Annotated in this window: 18 protein-coding genes, 1 tRNA gene and 1 pseudogene; 16 read left to right on the top strand and 4 right to left on the bottom strand. The window is 50.8% G+C overall.

Translation table 11 applies throughout. The features are described 5' to 3' along the window. Window positions 1-55 precede the first annotated feature (55 nt). A complete protein-coding gene (gene crl / locus MKZ79_RS14665; RefSeq protein WP_336143185.1) occupies window positions 56-457 on the top strand; it encodes a sigma factor-binding protein Crl in 402 nt (133 codons plus the stop codon). Between the two features lie 95 nt (window positions 458-552). Here crl and MKZ79_RS14670 read toward each other — a convergent pair whose 3' ends face one another. Then, window positions 553-1,653 (bottom strand): porin, encoded by a 1,101-nt coding sequence (locus MKZ79_RS14670; protein WP_336143186.1) that lies wholly within the window; start codon window positions 1,651-1,653, stop codon window positions 553-555. Window positions 1,654-1,893: 240 nt separating this feature from the next. On the opposite strand from MKZ79_RS14670, the gene proB reads away from it, so the two are divergent. The 5 genes from proB (at window position 1,894) to MKZ79_RS14695 (ending at window position 6,822) form a co-directional block, all read left to right on the top strand. Further along, window positions 1,894-2,997, top strand: a complete 1,104-nt coding sequence (gene proB / locus MKZ79_RS14675) for a glutamate 5-kinase (protein WP_336143188.1) — start codon at window positions 1,894-1,896, stop codon at window positions 2,995-2,997. Between the two features lie 10 nt (window positions 2,998-3,007). Further along, window positions 3,008-4,261 carry a glutamate-5-semialdehyde dehydrogenase gene (proA, locus tag MKZ79_RS14680; RefSeq protein ID WP_336143190.1) on the top strand — a complete coding sequence of 418 codons (1,254 nt, stop codon included), beginning with the start codon at window positions 3,008-3,010 and terminating at the stop codon, window positions 4,259-4,261. A gap of 45 nt (window positions 4,262-4,306) precedes the next feature. Then, entirely contained in the window at window positions 4,307-5,251 is a 945-nt protein-coding gene (locus tag MKZ79_RS14685; protein ID WP_336143191.1) for a zinc-dependent alcohol dehydrogenase family protein, read from the top strand. Between the two features lie 164 nt (window positions 5,252-5,415). Continuing rightward, a tRNA-Thr gene (locus tag MKZ79_RS14690) sits at window positions 5,416-5,491 on the top strand. A gap of 164 nt (window positions 5,492-5,655) precedes the next feature. Beyond that, complete coding sequence (locus MKZ79_RS14695) at window positions 5,656-6,822, top strand: tyrosine-type recombinase/integrase (RefSeq protein ID WP_336143194.1); 1,167 nt, start codon at window positions 5,656-5,658, stop codon at window positions 6,820-6,822. 15 nt (window positions 6,823-6,837) lie between these two features. Here the strand turns inward: MKZ79_RS14695 and drt4 are convergent, their stop codons facing one another. The 3 genes from drt4 to MKZ79_RS14710 all read right to left on the bottom strand — a co-directional run bounded on the left by drt4 (window position 6,838) and on the right by MKZ79_RS14710 (window position 9,961). Next, window positions 6,838-8,454, bottom strand: a complete 1,617-nt coding sequence (drt4, locus tag MKZ79_RS14700; RefSeq protein ID WP_336143196.1) for an antiviral reverse transcriptase Drt4 — start codon at window positions 8,452-8,454, stop codon at window positions 6,838-6,840. Window positions 8,455-9,002: 548 nt separating this feature from the next. Beyond that, window positions 9,003-9,254, bottom strand: coding sequence for an ogr/Delta-like zinc finger family protein (locus MKZ79_RS14705; RefSeq protein WP_336143198.1), 252 nt, complete (start codon window positions 9,252-9,254; stop codon window positions 9,003-9,005). Then, window positions 9,251-9,961: a hypothetical protein gene (locus MKZ79_RS14710; protein WP_336143199.1), complete on the bottom strand. Its 711-nt coding sequence runs from the start codon at window positions 9,959-9,961 to the stop codon at window positions 9,251-9,253. Before MKZ79_RS14710 ends, MKZ79_RS14705 begins: the two co-directional genes overlap by 4 nt. A 541-nt stretch (window positions 9,962-10,502) precedes the next feature. On the opposite strand from MKZ79_RS14710, the gene MKZ79_RS14715 reads away from it, so the two are divergent. From MKZ79_RS14715 to MKZ79_RS14755, 10 genes and pseudogenes are all read left to right on the top strand, one after another. Further along, complete coding sequence (locus tag MKZ79_RS14715; RefSeq protein ID WP_336143201.1) at window positions 10,503-10,760, top strand: helix-turn-helix transcriptional regulator; 258 nt, start codon at window positions 10,503-10,505, stop codon at window positions 10,758-10,760. After that, window positions 10,757-11,005 (top strand): hypothetical protein, encoded by a 249-nt coding sequence (locus MKZ79_RS14720; RefSeq protein WP_336143203.1) that lies wholly within the window; start codon window positions 10,757-10,759, stop codon window positions 11,003-11,005. The genes MKZ79_RS14715 and MKZ79_RS14720 overlap by 4 nt, the downstream gene beginning before the upstream one ends. A 13-nt stretch (window positions 11,006-11,018) precedes the next feature. Then, window positions 11,019-11,546, top strand: a complete 528-nt coding sequence (locus MKZ79_RS14725) for a host cell division inhibitor Icd-like protein (protein WP_336143204.1) — start codon at window positions 11,019-11,021, stop codon at window positions 11,544-11,546. Continuing rightward, the gene (locus MKZ79_RS14730) at window positions 11,543-11,809 is read left to right on the top strand and encodes a hypothetical protein (RefSeq protein ID WP_336143205.1); all 267 of its coding nucleotides are present in this window, start codon (window positions 11,543-11,545) and stop codon (window positions 11,807-11,809) included. The genes MKZ79_RS14725 and MKZ79_RS14730 overlap by 4 nt, the downstream gene beginning before the upstream one ends. Further along, window positions 11,799-12,134, top strand: coding sequence for a DUF5375 family protein (locus MKZ79_RS14735; protein ID WP_336143206.1), 336 nt, complete (start codon window positions 11,799-11,801; stop codon window positions 12,132-12,134). Before MKZ79_RS14730 ends, MKZ79_RS14735 begins: the two co-directional genes overlap by 11 nt. Before the next feature lie 9 nt (window positions 12,135-12,143). Then, the gene (locus MKZ79_RS14740) at window positions 12,144-14,462 is read left to right on the top strand and encodes a primase-helicase zinc-binding domain-containing protein (RefSeq protein WP_336143209.1); all 2,319 of its coding nucleotides are present in this window, start codon (window positions 12,144-12,146) and stop codon (window positions 14,460-14,462) included. A gap of 175 nt (window positions 14,463-14,637) precedes the next feature. Then, window positions 14,638-16,464: a hypothetical protein gene (locus tag MKZ79_RS14745; protein WP_336143211.1), complete on the top strand. Its 1,827-nt coding sequence runs from the start codon at window positions 14,638-14,640 to the stop codon at window positions 16,462-16,464. 337 nt (window positions 16,465-16,801) lie between these two features. Next, a pseudogene (locus MKZ79_RS21275) lies at window positions 16,802-16,900 on the top strand (RNase A-like domain-containing protein); the annotation flags it as partial. 820 nt (window positions 16,901-17,720) lie between these two features. After that, window positions 17,721-18,023 carry a contact-dependent growth inhibition system immunity protein gene (locus tag MKZ79_RS14750; RefSeq protein WP_336143213.1) on the top strand — a complete coding sequence of 101 codons (303 nt, stop codon included), beginning with the start codon at window positions 17,721-17,723 and terminating at the stop codon, window positions 18,021-18,023. A gap of 158 nt (window positions 18,024-18,181) precedes the next feature. Next, window positions 18,182-18,721, top strand: a complete 540-nt coding sequence (locus MKZ79_RS14755; RefSeq protein WP_336143215.1) for a DUF2058 domain-containing protein — start codon at window positions 18,182-18,184, stop codon at window positions 18,719-18,721. Window positions 18,722-18,742: the final 21 nt, after the last annotated feature.

The following is an 18,742-nucleotide window of genomic DNA, read 5'->3' on the forward strand; positions in this document are numbered from 1 at the left end:
TGCTAAATAGTCACATTCAGCTAAAACTAACGGGCTCAACAAAGGAGTTTTAACAATGGCGTTACCGAGTGGGCATCCCAAAAGCCGCTTAATGAAGCGTTTTGGCGCGTTAGGCCCTTATATCCGCGAGGCCAAATGCGTCGACGATCGTTTCTTCTTCGACTGTCTGGCCGTTTGCGTCAATGTGAAACCTGCACCAGAGCTGCGTGAATTTTGGGGCTGGTGGATGGAGCTGGAAGCGCAGGACGATCACTTTACCTACGAGTATCATTTCGGCCTGTTCGACAAAGAGGGCAACTGGAAGCCTTCGGCGATTAAAGGAAAGGAAAACAACGAACGGCTGGAAGAGACGCTGCGTAATTTCCACGTGCGTCTGAAAGCGCTGCTGGAAGAGCTGGAGCTGGGCCTGAAGCCGGCGGCCGATTTTGCCGACGAACCGGTGAAGCTGACCGCCTGAGGCGGAGAATAAAAAAGGCTGGCGATTGCCAGCCTTTTGCTTACTTACAGACACATAACGAGGGGCACAACGACCGCGTCCGTGCGGCTCACATCTTAGAACTGGTAAGTCACGCCGACCGCGACGATATCATCGGTGTTCTGCGCAAGTTTGTTATCGTCATCCAGCAGGTTGATTTTATAATCAACGAACGCGGACATATTCTTGTTGAAGTAGTAAGTCGCGCCGACGTCCGCGAATTTATAAATATCCGCATCGCCCACGCCGTTCTCAATATCTTTCGCCTTGGTCTGCACATAAGCCAGAGAAGGGCGGAAACCGTTATCAAACTGATACTGCGCCACCAGCTCGATATTCTGCAGATAATTAGCGTAACCGCTTACCGCGATGTTGGCGTTATTGATGCGCGCCGTGCCGCTGATTGGCGACATATTGCGCGTTTCGGCATAGGTTGCAGCCAGATAAACGCCGCCGTTGTCATATTTCAGGCCGGTCGCCCAGGCATCCGCTTTCTCACCGCGCCCATAAACGCTGGCCTGCTGGCCGTTGGTGCGGTCGGAAGAAGAGACAGCGCCGTTGATGGTCAGGCCCTGCATCAGCGTATAGGCTACCGATGCCGCCATGCCGTCGCCGTTAGAAGTCGAGTTGGAACGGGTACTGCTTTCGTTTTTACCCTGATACTGCAGTGCGAACTTCAGGCCATCGACCAGGCCGAAGAAGTTGGTGTTGCGGTAGGTGGCCACGCCGTTGGTACGGGTGAGCATAAAGTTATCGGCTTTGGTGTACGCCGTCGCGCCGAACTCCGGCATCATATCGGTGTAGGCTTCAACATCGTAAATCAGACCGTAGTTGCGGCCATAATCGATGGAGCCATAGTCGCCAAATTTCAGACCCGCGAAACCTAAACGCGTTTTGGTGCCGGTGGTGCCGTCGCTTTCCGCATTGTTCAGCGGCACGTGGTATTCCCACTGGCCGTAGCCGGTCATCAGGTCGTTGATCTGCGTCTGGCCTTTAAAACCGATACGCACGTAAGATTTGTCGCCGTCATTGCTGTCGGCGTCGCTGAGGTAGTGCATGGCTTTTAACTTGCCGTAGAAATCGAGTTTATTGCCGTCTTTATTATAAATTTCTGCGGCCTGAGCGGCTGTGGTCATGGCCAGAGCGGCGGTCAGGATTGCCAGTGCGCTTTTCTTCATTTTGTTATCCCAAATGAGTAAAATTTTAAATGGCCCGGTAGCATCGTTTCGGGCACGAACGTTTTACCCTGCGCAGATGAAATTTTTATTACACTTATTCGCAATTCTTGTTAATCCTGAACTTTTGGTCTACGCCCCAGTCGGCCTGTTTTCCCTCTTTTCTGGCGGCGGCTGTTGGCTTCCGGCACCACACCTGATAAAACGTCTGCTTCTACCTTTTTAAAGCTATGGCGGGAAATAATGAGCAGCAGCCAGACCCTGGTCGTCAAACTGGGCACCAGCGTATTAACCGGCGGATCGCGTCGGCTGAACCGGGCGCATATTGTCGAACTGGTGCGTCAGTGCGCGCAACAACACGCGGCAGGCCACCGGATTGTGATCGTCACCTCAGGCGCGATGGCCGCCGGGCGCGAACACCTGGGCTACCCGGAGCTGCCGCCGACCATCGCCTCAAAGCAGCTGCTGGCTGCGGTGGGGCAGAGCCGGTTGATTCAGCTGTGGGAGCAGCTCTTCTCAATCTACGGCATTCATATCGGCCAGATGCTGCTGACGCGCGCCGATATGGAAGATCGCGAACGTTTTCTGAACGCGCGCGATACGCTGCGGGCGCTGCTGGATAACCATATCGTGCCGGTCATTAATGAAAACGACGCGGTCGCCACGGCGGAGATCAAAGTAGGCGATAACGATAATCTGTCGGCGCTGGCCGCGATGCTGGCGGGCGCCGACAAGCTGCTGCTGCTGACCGATCAGGCCGGCCTGTTTACCGCCGATCCGCGCAATAATCCGCAGGCCGAGCTGATCCGCGACGTGCACGGCATTGACGACGCGCTGCGCGAGCTGGCTGGCGACAGCGTTTCCGGCCTGGGCACGGGCGGCATGGCGACCAAGCTTCAGGCGGCTGACGTAGCCTGCCGCGCCGGCATCGACACCATTATCGCTGCCGGTAGCCGTGCCGGCGTTATCGGCGACGTCATCGACGGCAAGCCGGTCGGTACCCGTTTCCATGCGCTGCAAACGCCGCTGGAAAACCGCAAACGCTGGATTTTTGGCGCGCCGCCTGCGGGCGAGATCACCGTGGACGACGGCGCGCTGGCCGCTATGCTGGAGCGCGGCAGCTCGCTGCTGCCGAAGGGCATTCGGGAAATTACCGGCAACTTCTCGCGTGGCGAGGTTATTCGTATTCGCAGCCTGCAGGGTCGCGACGTGGCGCACGGCGTCTGCCGCTATAACAGCGACGCGATGCGCATGATCGCCGGCCACCACTCGCAGCAGATTAGCGAAATTCTGGGTTACGAATATGGCCCGGTCGCGGTTCACCGTGACGATATGATCGTCAGTTAAGGAGCAGCAGATGCTTGAAGAAATGGGTAAAGCCGCGAAAGCCGCTTCTTACCAGCTGGCGGTGCTGTCCACCGCGCAAAAAAATCGGGTGCTGATGAGCATCGCGGATCGCCTGGAGGCGCAGAGCGCCGATATCCTGGCGGCCAACGAGCAGGATCTGGCGGATGCCCGCCGCAACGGCCTGAGTGAGGCGCTGCTGGATCGTTTGATGCTCAATCCCGCCAGGCTGAAAGGCATCGCTGACGACGTGCGTCAGGTTTGCCATCTTGCCGATCCGGTCGGCGTGCTGATGGACGGCGGCGTGCTGGACAGCGGGCTGCGCATCGAGCGGCGTCGTGTGCCGCTGGGCGTGGTCGGCGTGATTTATGAAGCGCGGCCAAACGTGACCGTGGATGTCGCGTCGCTCTGTCTGAAAACAGGCAACGCGGCAATCCTGCGCGGCGGCAAAGAGACTTATCGCACCAATGGCGCCACCGTACGAGTGATTCAGGATGCGCTGCAAGAGCACGGCCTGCCGGCTGGCGCGGTGCAGGCGATCGAAAGCCCGGATCGCGAGCTGGTAAATCAGCTGCTGAAGCTGGATCGCTATGTGGATATGCTGATCCCGCGCGGCGGCGCGGGCCTGCACAAGCTGTGTCGCGAGCAGTCGACCATTCCGGTGATTACCGGCGGTATCGGCGTCTGCCATATTTTCGTTGACCGCGATATGGCGACCGACGCAGCGTTAACCGTGATCGTCAACGCTAAAAAACAGCGGCCGAGCGCCTGCAACTCGGTGGAAACGCTGCTGGTGCACAGTGAGATTGCCGCGACGTTTCTGCCCGCGTTAAGCGAGCGGATGCAGCAGGAAGGCATTAAGCTCCATGCCGATCCGCGCTCGCTGCCGCTGCTGCAGCAAGGCCCGGCGGAAGTCAGCGCGGTAACGGAAGAGCAGTATCGCGACGAGTGGCTGGCGCTGGATCTGAACGTCAGGCTGGTGGACGATCTCGACGAAGCTATCGCCCATATCCGCGAATACGGCACGCAGCACTCCGACGCGATTCTGACGCGCAGCATCGTAAATTCCGGGCGCTTTGTGAACGAGGTCGATTCCTCGGCGGTTTACGTTAACGCCAGCACGCGTTTCACCGACGGCGGCCAGTTTGGTCTGGGCGCGGAAGTGGCGGTGAGCACGCAGAAACTGCATGCGCGCGGCCCGATGGGGCTGGAAGCGCTGACCACCTACAAGTGGGTAGTTTTCGGCAACGATACCGTGCGCGGCTAAATCCCAAAGCCACAGGGAAGTGGCCTGAGCAGCCGTGGAAATCAAATGAATAACAGCGCCATCTGGTGCAGAGCGTTCGGCGAGCCGGAGAAGGTTCTGTCGCTGGAGTCCGCGTCCAAGCTTGCGCTGCCTGCGCATCACATCAGAGTAAAAATACTCTGTGCGCCGGTTAACGCCTCGGATCTGATTCCCGTGACCGGCGCCTATCGTCACCGTACTTCTCTGCCGTTGATAGCGGGTTATGAAGGCGTCGGCATCGTGACCGAAGCGCCAGCCGTATACACGCATCTTCTGGGCCAGCGGGTTCTGCCGCTGCGAGGCGAGGGCACGTGGCAGCATTACGTGGATTGCTCGCCAGACGAAGCTATCGCGGTGCCGGAAGATATTGATCATTCGCTGGCCGCGCGAGCTTATATCAATCCGCTGGCCGCCAGCCTGATGCTGAAACGCTTTGCGCCAGCGGGCAAAAAGGTGCTGATTACGGCTGCGGGATCGGACTGCGGCATCCTGCTGGCGCAGTGGGCACGAAACGCTGGCGCAACGCACGTCACCGGCGTTTATCGCTCTGCTGTGCACAGAACAAGACTAGAAGCGTGCGGCGCAACGCCGGTGCAGCAGGATAATCTCGCTTTGCTGACTCGCTATGCCGCTGAAGCCGAAGTGGTTTATGACGCCACCGGCGGCAGAATGGCGGAGTTGATACTTAGCCAGATGCCAGCTTCGGGCGTGTTTGTCTCTTATGGTCTGCTATCAGGCCAGCCTTTCCGCACGACGCAGCCTTTGCCAAAGGTACACTGGTTCCATATCCGCAACGCGCTGCAGACTATGTCTGCGGCTGCGTGGCAAAGCGAATTTGCCGCGTTATGGCCACTACTGAGAAGCAGCCAGACCAGCGGAACAATGCTTTTTCCGTTAAGCGACTGGCAGGAAGCAATCAGGATGTACCGCACGTCCGGAAGAACCACAAAGCCGCTGCTGGCGATGGCGTGAAGGCGGATTCAGGTCTGGCGAAGCAGGATTGCTTGTCGGCTGACAGCGAACCAGGCTCGCGATATCAGGCATGTCGCTGATTGCAAAGTAATCATTTAGCGTGCGGGCTATTGACTCTATAAGAGGTTTTTTTTAATTTAGGGGCCGCAGTATCCTCTCTCTAAGCCGATATAGCTCAGTTGGTAGAGCAGCGCATTCGTAATGCGAAGGTCGGAGGTTCGACTCCTCTTATCGGCACCACCCCAACTTCCTCAAACGTCCGTAACCATCCATAACCCCTCTGATTTATAACGTTTTTACTGCATCTTTAATCCGTGTTAGTCCATAACCATCCAGTAGAATCCGGTACTGAATGTGTATAGGATTGTGTATATGTTCCTATTCGGTCTTGGATTTCTATACACATGCCTTTAAACGATATGCAGATTCGACGCGCTAAGCCTGAAGATAAACCCTATACGCTTGGGGATGGTCAAGGCTTGTCATTGCTTATAGAACCTAATGGGAGCAAGAGCTGGCGGTTTCGTTATCGCTATGCCGGTAAACCCAAAATGATCTCGCTTGGTGTTTACCCAACGATCACCCTTGCCGATGCTCGTTCCCGTCGTGATGAAGCTCGAAAACTAGTGGCAGAAGGAAAGAATCCTAGTGAGGTTCGAAAAGAGCAAAAGCTAGCTCTGCAAACAGAGTCAGAGAACGCCTTCGAAAAGATAGCCAGAGAGTGGCATCAGCTTAAATCTGCTAAATGGTCAGCGGGATATGCATCAGACATCATGGAAGCGTTTAAGAACGACATTTTTCCTTATGTCGGAACAAGGCCAGTGGGAGAGATTAAACCGCTAGAGCTGCTGAACGTTCTGCGTAAAATTGAGAAACGTGGTGCGTTGGAGAAAATGCGCAAAGTGCGGCAGCGTTGCTCCGAAGTGTTTCGCTACGCAATTGCAACGGGTAGGGCGGAGTACAATCCTGCGGCTGATCTCTCCAGCGCTCTCGAAGTACACCAATCCAATCATTTCCCATTCCTAAAAGCTGATGAGATACCTGATTTTCTACGTGCCTTAGAGGGTTATTCCGGGAGTAAGCTTGTCCAGATTGCAACGAAATTACTGATGATTACGGGCGTGAGAACCATCGAATTACGTGCGGCCTTATGGTCAGAATTTGATCTAGATAACGCTATTTGGGAAATTCCTGCGGAAAGGATGAAAATGCGTAGGGCGCACCTTGTGCCATTGTCGACTCAAGCGTTAGATTTACTCAATGAACTCAAGATCATGACAGGGAACTATCGTTATGTTTTTCCGGGGCGGAACGAGTCGAACAAGCCTATGAGTGAGGCGAGTATTAACCAAGTTATCAAGCGTATTGGTTATAGTGGGAAATTAACGGGGCATGGATTTAGACATACTTTATCTACTATATTACATGAAAATGGATTTGAAAGTGCTTTAATTGAGATGCAGCTAGCTCATGTTGATAAAAATAGTATACGAGGAACTTACAATCATGCTCTATACATTGAGAAAAGGAGAGAAATGCTTCAATGGTATGCAAGAAACTTAGGCCTCTGAAATGAGGCCTGAAAACTACGCCATGTAATCGTTAAAGCTTAGAATCTCATCCTGGTCTTCGATGAATGGGTTATTGACGACATGACAGTATGACTCAGCTTTGGTATTATAATTTTCATCTGGCATAAAGTTAACGCCATAATTTTTCATAATGTCAAAGCATTTGTCATTATAAGGGCTTGGAGCTTTATCACTAAGGAATCGCTGATAAAAAAGGAGCCAATATCTGTCTATGTCATATTCATAATCTAATTTAATAATATCCGTAACAAAATCATTGATTTTTTCTTCATATATGCCTATGCTATCTAGCAAGCATAAGCTCAAGCAATCACCGAAATATATAATCATATTTATAACATCATCATCTATATCAATGTTATTCTTAATGCAAAAATAAAGAGTCCAAGCCATACCGTCAGAGTATTTATTCTCTGCACACATTCTCAAGATCTCATTAAATTTATTCTTATACTCATCTCCATCATCTAAATAAATATGCTCGATAAGAACGCCCAGATATGGGATAAGCATTGGATAGTGCCATGATAAGTTCAGGAGATAGTCATACACCTGGGTGATTGTATACTCATCTAAATTATTTATAACCAGTGAAATAGCGTATTTTAGTATACTCCCACCACCTACTTGAGTGTTCAATTGCACAGCATAATCTAGGAAGTTAATTACTTCTGAAGAACTTAGAGTGTTTAGTTCCTTATCTGTGAAACGTTTCTTTGTTGGTGAGTTTACATTAAGCAAAGAAACCCAGTTATCATTCAAAGTCCCAGGGAGATTAGTTATTTTAGTTTTATGTAAATTTAGTGATAATTTATACTTAGAAAGCTCTACACCCAGTAAATGTAAAAAAGCTTTGGCGTCATCATGTGTTTTACAATAACATGTATAATCATCTATATAACGTCTGAATAAAAATCCATCATCCCTCAGTCGTTTATCTACAGCGCTTAAAATAATCTCGCAAACAATACTTGATGTTGCAGGGCCAATAGGAACACCATGTGTCTCATTCCTCTTGGTCTGACGCTGAAAATAGTCGAGCTTGTCGCTCCAGTGTTTATCTTGATTTTTTACTTTAGTATTTAAGGCTGTTTTTGCATTATTAATACCTACAACCGCCCACGGAATAGAGTGTGAGTAGATGTTAGTAAAGCAACCTGATATATCTGCGTTAACTTTAAATCGCCGTCCAAAACCATCATTCAGTTCTCTTACGGTTTTAGTTTCTGCATCCTCATAATTCATGATTATAACACGGCCATCAGTATGCATATCTGGTTTGATCATGCTGCTTTCATTTTGTTTTATAAACCGTATTTCCTCCCAGTTATCGTGTATATGCTTGGCTAATTTTGCGTACGCTTTTGGATGAATGATTGAGAGTGTTCTTGGGAAATTGTTATATCTGGTAGCATAATACTCTATACAATCATAACCTTGTAAGCTTCTACGCCCTGATGTGTCAGATGAAACTAATTCCGCTATTTCCGGTGTGAATGTTCTGGAAGAAAAGCACGGTGGGATTTCACTTATCGAACCTTTTTGATTGGGAAAGTAATTATGTCTCAGCAAGGCTTCATACAAATGCCGCTTTTCATCAAAAATTGCCATAAGTCCTCACGGTTAGCTAAATAATGATAAATTTCAAGAGCCATTAAATCACCATTTTCAACTAAACCCAATAAGTAAAGGTCATACACACCTCACATATCCCCACTTTTACCCATTTGCTAATTTATTAGTTTGATACCACACGGTTTCACTGAAAGGTTCATATTTATTGTTCGCTATTAAGTAAATCAGCTCCGATGCTAAGTGGTTTTATCGAAACCCGGGAAAACCCTACGTTAAGTAGTGACCTATCCTGTAGATGGGGGTGAGTGTCAAAAAATGCTGAAAATATATCATTACACTTTGGCGCGCAATGCTACCCCCTCCTCGCCTGCCCGCTTTATGCATCGTTTTTTATGCAGCTGCATGAACCGGGCAAAGCCGCGCCGGGTGTGGGCTGACTGGGCATCTGAGGCGCTGCATTCTGCGTGCAAATCCATGCACCTTATGCATGCATCGCTCTTTACAAACCGGGCTGGCCAGAAAAAGGGCGTTGAAAGGACGAAAGGCAGAGAAAAAAAAGCCGCTGTTTTCAGCGGCCGTTGTGGTCAGTGGAGGGTGCGGAAGGCTGAGCCGTAGCGTCCGAGCGTCTGCCGTTCTTTCACCGGCTCCGGGGTGGTGACGGGAACCGGTTCGGGCTGCGGCGGTGCGGTGATGACTTTCGTGATGCTTTCGCTGGTTTTGAACGTGCAGGAGCAGTCGAGGCTGGTGCACTGGTGATAGCGCTCCTTCACTTGCTCCGACATATAGCGGCTCGATTTGGCATGCGCCGGGCTTTTGCAGTACGGGCAGTGCATCATTTCTTTTTACCTTCCCTTATCCATGGGCGGTGTACATGGATGGCGTCCCACAGCTTGTGGCGCTTACCCGGACTGGCATACAGCACCATATCCACCCCGGTGAATGCCGGGCGCCACAGGCCGATATTCTCCAGCACCGGCGCTTCCGTTAGCGCTTTCTCAGGCAGTGCGGCGGCCGCACGGGTCAGCGCATTACCAATCAGCTCCGCCACGACCTGTACGTCGCTGCGGTCATCGTCGTCACGGGGATTGATTTTCTCACGCTGAAGGCGCAGGCGGATGGCCCACAGGAGCGACGGACTGACGTTACGCATTGCAGACTGCCAGGTCGCATCGGCAAACTCGTTAAACGCCAGCTTGTGCGCGTAGATATATTCCTTGCCCGTGCCGCATGCATTCAGCATGGCGACCTGCTTATCCAGCTCCAGCTCGGCAATCAGCCCGGTAAACTCTTCCGCCAGTTCCCGGCTGGCAATGCGCTGGCTGTGTTCCGCCTTCAGCTCGTCGGTCAGGTTGCCGCGCAGGCTGCGAAAGTGGGTGCGCCAGTTCGCCTCGGCTTCCTTTCCGGCCTCAATGGCCGCCTCACGCTCTTTCGTGCAGCGGGTGATATCAGCGCAGATGGCGTTGTACTCTTTCATCTTCTCAAGATGTGCGGTACGGGCCTGCTCAAAGGCCGCCAGGGTACTGCTTTTTTCCGGGGTGCTCATAGCATTGTCTCTTCATCTGTAAAGGTTGTCGCTATTCTGTCGTTCACCACCGGACAAATCATTTCATTGCTGTCTGCCTGTCGCTCAGCAAACACGGCTGTATTTTCGCCAGATACCCCCACTGAGCTTTTAGTTTTATATAAAACTGTTCACTACTCTTCACCTTAAGAAAAAAGATAATAAATACAGTAAGTAAAGGGGTGAACACTTGAAAATCAACTGTTCACCGGGTGTTCACCACTGTTCACCCGCTTTTAAATGAGCCTTTTTCTGGCAAGCCTTCTTTAATGTTATTTCCGGTTAATTATCCAGTATTAATAGCTATAGCTTTTCGATATTAACATTTTGTTACTCTGCTCACCTATATTCACCTATATTGCCCTATATTCAACACAAGCTCATTTTTCATACTATTTTTACCTGCCTCTCAGCGGACGGGGGGCTTGTTTACACGGGCAAAAATATTCTCACAATAGGGGGTTACCAGCACAACATGACCGGAACCGGCCAGCGCCGCCCGGATACAAAACGAGGTAACACCATGCTTTCCACCGCTTCACCATCCGCCCCGGCCGCGCCGACCGTGAACGACCTGCAATACCCCCGCGATCGCTTTATGCGCCTGCCGGAAGTTATCAGCATCTGCGGCCTGTCCCGCTCCACCATTTACGATTTAATCTGCCGTGAGCAATTTCCGTCACAGATTTCTCTCGGCGGCAAGAACGTCGCCTGGCTGGCCTCGGAGATTGACGACTGGATGCAGTCCCGTATCACGCAGCGTGCCGGAGGTGCGGCATGATTAAGCTTAACTTTGGCACCCGCAGCTACCCGCTCAGCCAGGAAGAAGCCGTGTACGTGGCCGAAAGCCTGCTTTCCGCTGCCGGTGGCAAAACCGCCATGCTGCCCGCGTTTAACAGTAGCCGTCACGGTCATATTTCTGTACTCGCTGAAAAACCTGAGCCTGCAAAGGGAAGTGAAGGCACGCAAAGCGAGAACTTCCGATCAAATCCGCCGCAATCCGATCACGTCCTGACCGATTGCTGAGGAAAAAGGCCCGATGTCTAAAAAAAGGCTTTTTTCTGGCGAGCTACCGGTATACAGTTTCCCCGCTGTCGCAAAATCGGCAGCCGGGATTGGCGTCCTGAGCAACTCAATGGTGACACCAGACGCGCCATGCGTCTTTTTTTGTGTCTTCGCCTCAGTGCACCCATTTTACGGGCAGTGGCTTTTACGCCATTGTTTCGTCAGCGTAATGGTGGCTCGGGCAGGGGCTTCTCACGAAGCGCCGGTATCCATTGAGGCCGGTTACGCCAACCCTGTTCGGGCTACCACCAGTGAAATTGGCGTTTCCGGTGGTGGCGTTAACCGCTACTCAATGGAGTCTGCCACTATGGCCGCAACCCTTATCCCTGCACGCATGCAGTTCACTTTTCTTTTTGCCGCCGTGCGCCGTGCCGATACCGCCGCCCGTCCCTGCATGCTGCGCACCACCGCCGAAACCGAAACTGCCGCCCGCCGCCTCCTGGCCCGCGATTACGTGCTCTCTTTTGCCGGTCGCCTGCTGCTCTGTGAGGTGGCCGCATGAACACCCTGTCAGCCCGACTCAATAACCACGACAGCTACCCCATTCCCCACGCCGATTTCCTGCGCCTTCAGCATGCCCACAGCGTCGGCGTGACCGTGCTCGATATGCTGAACGTTATCGAATGCTCCGGTAACCGCCACAGCGGGCCGGACGGCGATGCGCTGGCGTCCGTGGTGGCGCTACTTACCGACCAGCTGGGTAAAGTGGTCAGCACCTGTGAATCCGTCATGCTCACCGATATGGAGGTCTCCCGTGACAACTAATCAATCCTGCCTGCCCGTTGAGGTGCGCACCGCCGTTTACCGCCGCGCCGTTGCCCAGGGCTATCTTTCCGCCTGCGAACATTACGGTCTCGACGTGTCCGCCTCGCTGGACGAGGTGCAGATGACCATCGCGCTGGAGCTGGAGGGCTACTACGTACGCAAGTACAGCCCGGAAAACGGTATGGACATGGCCTGCACCATGCTCAGCGAAATGGTGCAGCCCGACGTGCTGGTCGCCGCGCCGCGGCTGACGCGCATGGGGGAAACCATGATGGATGAACTGCTGTGCGGCCGCCTGGCCGCATCAAAAGCCACGCTGCATTAAGGAGGCCGCATGAAACATATCGTCACCGACACCGTGCGCGCCGCCGCCGGTCACTGGCCCCAGCTCTTACCCGCGCTGGGTATCAGCATCAACGCCGCCGGGCAGCACTCGCCGTGCCCGGTCTGCGGCGGCAAAGACCGCTTTCGCTTTGACAATCAGGCCGGGCGCGGTACGTGGGTCTGCAACCAGTGCGGTGCGGGCGACGGGCTGGCGCTGGTTGAAAAGGCGCTGGACGTCAACACAAAGGAGGCCGCCTGCCGGGTGGCTGACCTGATTGGTACGCTGCCGGTTAAGCTGGTTCAGACGCCCACAGAGAAAACCGACGAAGAGAAGTCGCAGGCGCGCCTTAACGCCACAAAAGAGGCTTCACGGCTTATCGCCGGGGCGAAGGCGCACACCGGTAATGCCTACCTGACGGGTAAGGGGCTGGCTGACGTCACCGCCCTGACGCTGACCACCTCAAAGCGTATCAGCGACACCACCTATCAGCCCGGCGACCTGCTTGTGCCGCTGACGGACTTTACCGGCGACACGGTTAACGCCCAGCTGATTAATGCTGACGGCACAAAGCGCACGCTGGCGGGCGGTCAGGTAAAAGAGGCGTTTCACCGCCTGGGCGAACCCGGCGACACGCTCTGGCTGACCGAAGGGTATGCTACCGGCCTGACCGTGCACCGGCTCACCGGCCAGACGGTTTACGTGGCATTAAGCGCCAACAACCTGCCCGCGCTGGCGGAGCGCCTGCATGCGGAATACCCGGAGGCGCTGATACTGACTGCCGCAGATAACGACGAGAACGGCACCGGCCAGCTGCGCGCCGAAGCGGCGGCAAAGCGCTGCAACGGCAAACCGGCATTGCCACCCTTCACTGGCGACTGGAACGACGTCTTTCAGGCGCAGGGCGAAATAGCTACCCAGACCATGCTGACCGGCTTCATCCAGCCGAAAGCGCTCAGCCCGTTTGAGTCGGTAAGCGAGGCCGACCTGAAGGCCATGAGCGCCAGCCAGAAGGCCGAACTACTGGCCGCGCACTACCTCAACACGCTGGCCGTGCCGGTCGTCGGCGAAGACCTGTGCCGCTATGAGGGCGGCGCGTGGCAGGTGCTGCCGTACCGCGTGCTCAGCCGGGAAATCGCCGCGCTGTTCCAGAAGGTGCGCGCGCCGTTCTCGGCAACCGGTATCGGCGGCATCGTGGACACCCTCAAGCTGATGGTGCCGCAGATGGGCGCACCGGCCCGGCGGCTGATTGGCTTTCGTAACGGCGTGTTTGACACCGCGACCGGCACCTTCGGCCCACACAAGAAAGAGCACTGGCTGCGCACCGTTAACAGCGTCAACTACACCACGCCAAAGGCGGGCGAGAACCTGGCGGACGACGCCCCTAACTTCTGGCAGTGGCTGACGCGGGCGGCCGGACGCAATGAGGCGAAGCAGGAGCGTATCCTCGCGGCGTTATTTATGGTGCTGGCGAACTGCTACGACTGGCAGCTGTTCCTTGAGGTCACCGGCCCCGGCGGCAGCGGGAAAAGCGTGATGGCCTCCATTGCCCGCCTGCTGGCAGGCGAGGACAACACCACGGCCGCCACCATCGACACGCTGGAGTCATCACGCGAACGTGCAAGCGTGGTCGGCTACTCCTTAATTATCCTGCCCGACCAGGAAAAGTGGAGCGGCGACGGTGCGGGCATTAAGGCGATTACCGGCGGCGACGCCGTGGCGATTGACCCGAAGTACCGCGACGCCTACTCCACGCATATCCCGGCGGTAATACTGGCCGTGAACAACAACCCGATGCGTTTCAGCGACCGCAGCGGCGGCGTCTCCCGTCGCCGGGTAATCCTGTCTTTCCCGGACGTGATACCAGCGAACGAACGTGACCCGCAGCTGCTGGAAAAGATTGCCGGGGAGCTGGCCGTAATCGTGCGCCATCTGATGCAGCGCTTCACCCGCCCGGACGACGCCCGCGAGCTGTTGCAGGCGCAGCAGTCGTCAGAGGAGGCGCTGGAAATCAAGCGCAGCGCCGACCCGCTGGTCGACTTCTGCGGCTACCTGACGCCGCTGAGCACGCCTACCGGGCTGTTTATCGGCAACGCCAATATCCGGCCGATGAACCCGCGTCGCTACCTTTATCACGCCTACCTGTCGTTTATGGAGGCCAGAGGGCATCAGCACCCCATGAGCCTGACCGCGTTCGGCCAGGCGGTGCCGCAGACGCTGAAGGAGTATGAAATAGAACTGCTGAAGCGTAAGACGAAGAACGGCATCCAGACCAGCCTGGAGCTGAGCGAAGACTGCGAGGCCGACTGGCTGCCGCGCTGCGATGCATAGCACATTATATAGTTATTAAAGAAAAACCGGCTTAGGTCGGTTTTTTATGATCCAATCACTCCGGAAAAGTAATATCTTAATTTTCTATCCTTAAATAAAGTGATCTCTATCACAGAAATAATTGTTAAGAATTAATAAATTGTATCAGGAAGCTAATGCATGGCAGGAGAACTTTATGGATGGTATTGCTAAAAAACAAATAAAGCCTTTTCTTTCAATTCTCTTGGCATGTAGTGATGGAAGTCGAAATGCATGCGATATTCACTCTGTTATTACTAAAATTTTGGAGACAGAAGGTAGGAAAGAGCAAGCCGTTATTATCCATAAAACTCAAGAGGATTTTTCCGGTAAAGCTCAAGTATTTTATACGCATTACCAAGTGCTTAAAAACCCTAGTTGGTTTAAAGGGGGCTTCCTCACCGATGAGGAAAATCATGTATTTATTACTATCTGCTTAAATAAAATCTTTGCCTTTTACTTTTCTGAAAAAGGCATGAAGGATGAAGTAAGAGCATACTTTTTCACGACATTACTTCCTGATCTACAAGTAGTAAACATAGAGTGTCTTAATTATCTTTTCATAAATGAAGATAAGATTAAAATGTTATGGCTGCTTGGGATACACGGGAGGGAAAGCTTCAAGCCCGATTCCAAAATATTGGGGGGTGAAAGTGTTGCTGAAACTTTAAACCCATTAGAAGATCAATCTTTTGCAATGTCTGCTGTACGCACGTCTTTGGATGAAACCGAAACAACTATAGGATTAAATCCTTATAAATCCTCTTTATGGCGAGGGCCTTGTAAGGATTGGGATACATTTGAAAATCGCGTTATTGAAATTATAGATAAAATTGATAAAAATAAAGACAGGATTGAAAATCCCATCAGTATCTTAGCAATTCCTATAGCAGAAGTTAAAGATGTACATGGACTGTACGACTTGTCATTTTTGGATCCTGAGTTTCATAGCCATGGATTAAGTGAGGCCAAAAAAGAAAGATTGCTGAAGATAAGGGAGGGTTATACTTATAAAATATGTGATACCATCAAAACTGCATCAATAAATTTAGAGGTTTTTAAAGAAGGCATCAACTTGGGTAGTATAAAAGCCACTCCTGTTATACAAGATTATGAAATAGGATTTAAACCAGTTGAATTGTTTGAAAGTAAAGGTAAAAAGAAGGAGTTGGATTACTTCTCGAAAACTTTCAATCATCCAGAGTTAATAAGATGTTGGTATGAGTCAGGCCATGCTATTGTTAATTCTCGCGCTTACAAAACAGAGTATCGTGATGTTTCTTATAATAACTTTATTTGGGCTAATTTTGATGGGTTTGATGTTTCAAAAGAAAAGCCCGAGCATCAAGGTAATGTTGCATTAAATAAAATAGGTGCTCAGAATTCGCTTTTTTGCTGGGTAAAGCATAATTGGAGTGGTCTTTGGAACACCCATGAAAATTTTCTAACCACTGATAAACCATCTGGATGGCTACTGTGTGATGACGGAGCAGGAGAGAAAGCTGATTTTATTCATATTGTCGAACATGATGGGAAAGTCTACATCTCGTTAATACATATTAAAGCTGCAAACTCGAATAGTATTGAAAGAAGGATTTCTGTTGGTGCACATGATATCGTACTTAATCAAGCCATTAAAAATCTAAGGTATATTAATAGAAAGCAGCTTGTAAAAGATTTAAGGGAGCGAGCTGGGAATTCAAGTGTAAAATATTGCTGGAATAATAATAAAAAAAGCGATCATGATTTATTCATTAATGCATTAGAATCTTTTGAAAAGAACAGTCAGATTAAATTTAGGGTGATAGTAATTCAGCCCCATACATTAAAAAGTTATTATGGGAAAAATTTGCAATCTAATATAAGAAGACAGTTAGATGTTCTGCTCGTCAGCGCAGATTCAGCAATCAAAGCATCGGGAGCAGAATTTTTTATTATAGGACATGATGATGAAATCATCAGGCCAACAAAAGTCATAACGTAGCACAGAATATTATTAACCTAAATCTCATGTTGTGATTTATAGTTATGCTGTGAAGTTGGCATTGGCATTGGCATTGGCATTGGTGCCGGTGTTTTTTCGCCCAAAGACCAATAGTGTTCACCTAGGGTGAAGAGCAGTGAAGACTACACAAATAAGTGATCATCACTTAAGGTGTTGATATTAAACAATAAAAATGAAAGGTGAACAGTGTGAACACTTTTTCATAAAATCTTTTTTTAGCTGTCAGTGAAGCTAAAGCCTGAAATACGCATACAATCTAGCCGCGTATCTACTACTCACATGGGGTTTCATTATAGATGATGGTATAAAAATCGTGATGTCCCCGGTTCAGCTTACTGCGGCGTTCTCTGATAAAACCGTTACGGAAGGTGAAATACTTAGTAGTCGTATATATGGTGGGCTGAATCTGGCAGGCCCGAACCGTAATCGGTTATGGCTTCAGGCAGGGAAGTACAACTCATCTGGATGCTTATGCCGTAAGAATTTTTTTGCACCGCAAAGTGTTTGACGGCAAACCGTATTATTTTCTCACTTAATGTCCTTCTTTTTGAGGCTATCAATGAATTAAGATCATAAAAATATTGGAACGTTTATTCGATTTTTTTCTTTCAGGATTACGATTTTTTGGCGAAACAGTAGAAGATGTGCTGGACAGTTACTTAGAGACTGAGAACCCAAAAATAGCAGAGATAGCTTGTTAGGAGGCAGAGAAATTACTGTCATTAAATAATGAAGCGCTTACAGACGAGTTTGAACCATCGGTCAGTGAGAGTTCTATCCTGAATCTTGGGGAGAAACCGTACGCACTTTTCTAGAAAAGATAAAAAGTCATTTACGAGCCAGACTTCAATGTCCTTAATAAACTGATCATGCGGCTCATAGCTGTAGGTAGGGTTTCTGGCTCAATGAATGGCTAATGAGGAGAGGGTACATAGGAAGCATCCATTCAGGCACGCTTTCACCAATGTGTATAGCTTTGTGTATAGATTGATTTTTTCGTTTTACTTTTAACTAAACTAATCAATGACTTATGTGATAAGATTCATTCCTCTTATCGCACCAACAGCCTCAAAGACTGATATCTCCTTAACGCCATCCTCATTTTCTGTATGAAACAGATTTAAGATACAGGCGTCAAAACCGTTTCCTGTGCTTCGACAGAAAACCCGATATAGCGTAAATAAACTCGTTACCTTCTCTGTTCTGGTTTCAGGTCTTTCTTTTTGAGGCTGGCAATGGCTAAAAGTTACAAAAATATCGGAACGCTTATACGGGTGTTTTTCGGTCAGGATTACGATTTGTTTGGCGAAACGGTAGAAGAGATAGCAGACAGCTACTTAGAAATAGAAAGCCCAGGAACAGTAATGAAAGTTTATCAGGAAGCGGATGAGCTGCTTTCGCTAAACAATAGAGTACTTACGGAACTATTCGAAACTCTCTGCCAGGGAGAGTTTTGCCCTGAACTTTGGGGAGAGACGGTTCGATCTTTTCTGGAAAAGATTAAAGGTCATTTTGAGGACAAACCGCTACGTTCTTGATTCACCTCTTACGGCAGGTTGATGACTCATCTCAGCCTCTTAAAAAAGCGTGATAAAGCCTGAGCTGGGCAGGCTGGTCATACGCGCTTCCCCCAATCTGGCACAGCCTTAGCCTTTCCGGCTATAATCCATCAAATTTTCTAACCGGTTTAAAGACGATGACAAAACTCACCCTGCAAGAGCAGATGCTGAAAGCTGGCTTAGTGACCAGCAAAAAAATGGCTAAGGTTCAGAAAACCGCTAAAAAATCGCGGGTTCAGGCTCGTGAGGCCAGAGAAGCGGTAGAAGAGAACAAAAAAGCGCAGCTTGAACGCGATAAGCTGCTGAGCGAACAGCAAAAACAGGCGGCTTTATCGAAAGAGTATAAAGCGCAGGTAAAACAGCTGATTGAAATGAACCGGATTTCGGTGCCGAAAGGCAATATCGATTTCAACTTCACTGATAACAACCTGATCAAAAAAATCGTGGTGGATAAGGCGACGCAGACGCAGCTGATTAATGGCCGTCTTGCTATTGCTCGCTTGCTTGCCGATAACGGCGGCGAAAGCACCTACGCAATCATTCCCGCCAGCGTCGCCGATAAAATCGCGCAGCGAGACGCCAGCAGCATAGTGCTGAACAGCGCGCTGAGTCAGGAAGAGCAGGATGAAGACGATCCTTACGCTGACTTTAAAGTGCCGGATGATTTGATGTGGTAATTAACTATTTCTGATGCCGCA

The sequence above is a fragment of the Erwinia sp. CGal63 genome (assembly GCF_037026505.1).
GTDB lineage: Bacteria > Pseudomonadota > Gammaproteobacteria > Enterobacterales > Enterobacteriaceae > Erwinia.

Coding starts and splice junctions, on each gene's coding strand:
- MKZ79_RS14745 (WP_336143211.1), top strand. CDS start 14,638: ATGGATGGTATTGCTAAAAAACAAATAAAGCCTTTTCTTTCAATTCTC.
- drt4 (WP_336143196.1), bottom strand. CDS start 8,454: ATGGCAATTTTTGATGAAAAGCGGCATTTGTATGAAGCCTTGCTGAGA.
- MKZ79_RS14710 (WP_336143199.1), bottom strand. CDS start 9,961: ATGAGCACCCCGGAAAAAAGCAGTACCCTGGCGGCCTTTGAGCAGGCC.
- proB (WP_336143188.1), top strand. CDS start 1,894: ATGAGCAGCAGCCAGACCCTGGTCGTCAAACTGGGCACCAGCGTATTA.
- MKZ79_RS14755 (WP_336143215.1), top strand. CDS start 18,182: ATGACAAAACTCACCCTGCAAGAGCAGATGCTGAAAGCTGGCTTAGTG.
- MKZ79_RS14750 (WP_336143213.1), top strand. CDS start 17,721: ATGGCTAAAAGTTACAAAAATATCGGAACGCTTATACGGGTGTTTTTC.
- MKZ79_RS14740 (WP_336143209.1), top strand. CDS start 12,144: ATGAAACATATCGTCACCGACACCGTGCGCGCCGCCGCCGGTCACTGG.
- MKZ79_RS14720 (WP_336143203.1), top strand. CDS start 10,757: ATGATTAAGCTTAACTTTGGCACCCGCAGCTACCCGCTCAGCCAGGAA.
- proA (WP_336143190.1), top strand. CDS start 3,008: ATGCTTGAAGAAATGGGTAAAGCCGCGAAAGCCGCTTCTTACCAGCTG.
- MKZ79_RS14670 (WP_336143186.1), bottom strand. CDS start 1,653: ATGAAGAAAAGCGCACTGGCAATCCTGACCGCCGCTCTGGCCATGACC.
- MKZ79_RS14695 (WP_336143194.1), top strand. CDS start 5,656: ATGCCTTTAAACGATATGCAGATTCGACGCGCTAAGCCTGAAGATAAA.
- MKZ79_RS14730 (WP_336143205.1), top strand. CDS start 11,543: ATGAACACCCTGTCAGCCCGACTCAATAACCACGACAGCTACCCCATT.
- MKZ79_RS14715 (WP_336143201.1), top strand. CDS start 10,503: ATGCTTTCCACCGCTTCACCATCCGCCCCGGCCGCGCCGACCGTGAAC.
- MKZ79_RS14725 (WP_336143204.1), top strand. CDS start 11,019: ATGTCTAAAAAAAGGCTTTTTTCTGGCGAGCTACCGGTATACAGTTTC.
- crl (WP_336143185.1), top strand. CDS start 56: ATGGCGTTACCGAGTGGGCATCCCAAAAGCCGCTTAATGAAGCGTTTT.
- MKZ79_RS14705 (WP_336143198.1), bottom strand. CDS start 9,254: ATGATGCACTGCCCGTACTGCAAAAGCCCGGCGCATGCCAAATCGAGC.
- MKZ79_RS14685 (WP_336143191.1), top strand. CDS start 4,307: ATGAATAACAGCGCCATCTGGTGCAGAGCGTTCGGCGAGCCGGAGAAG.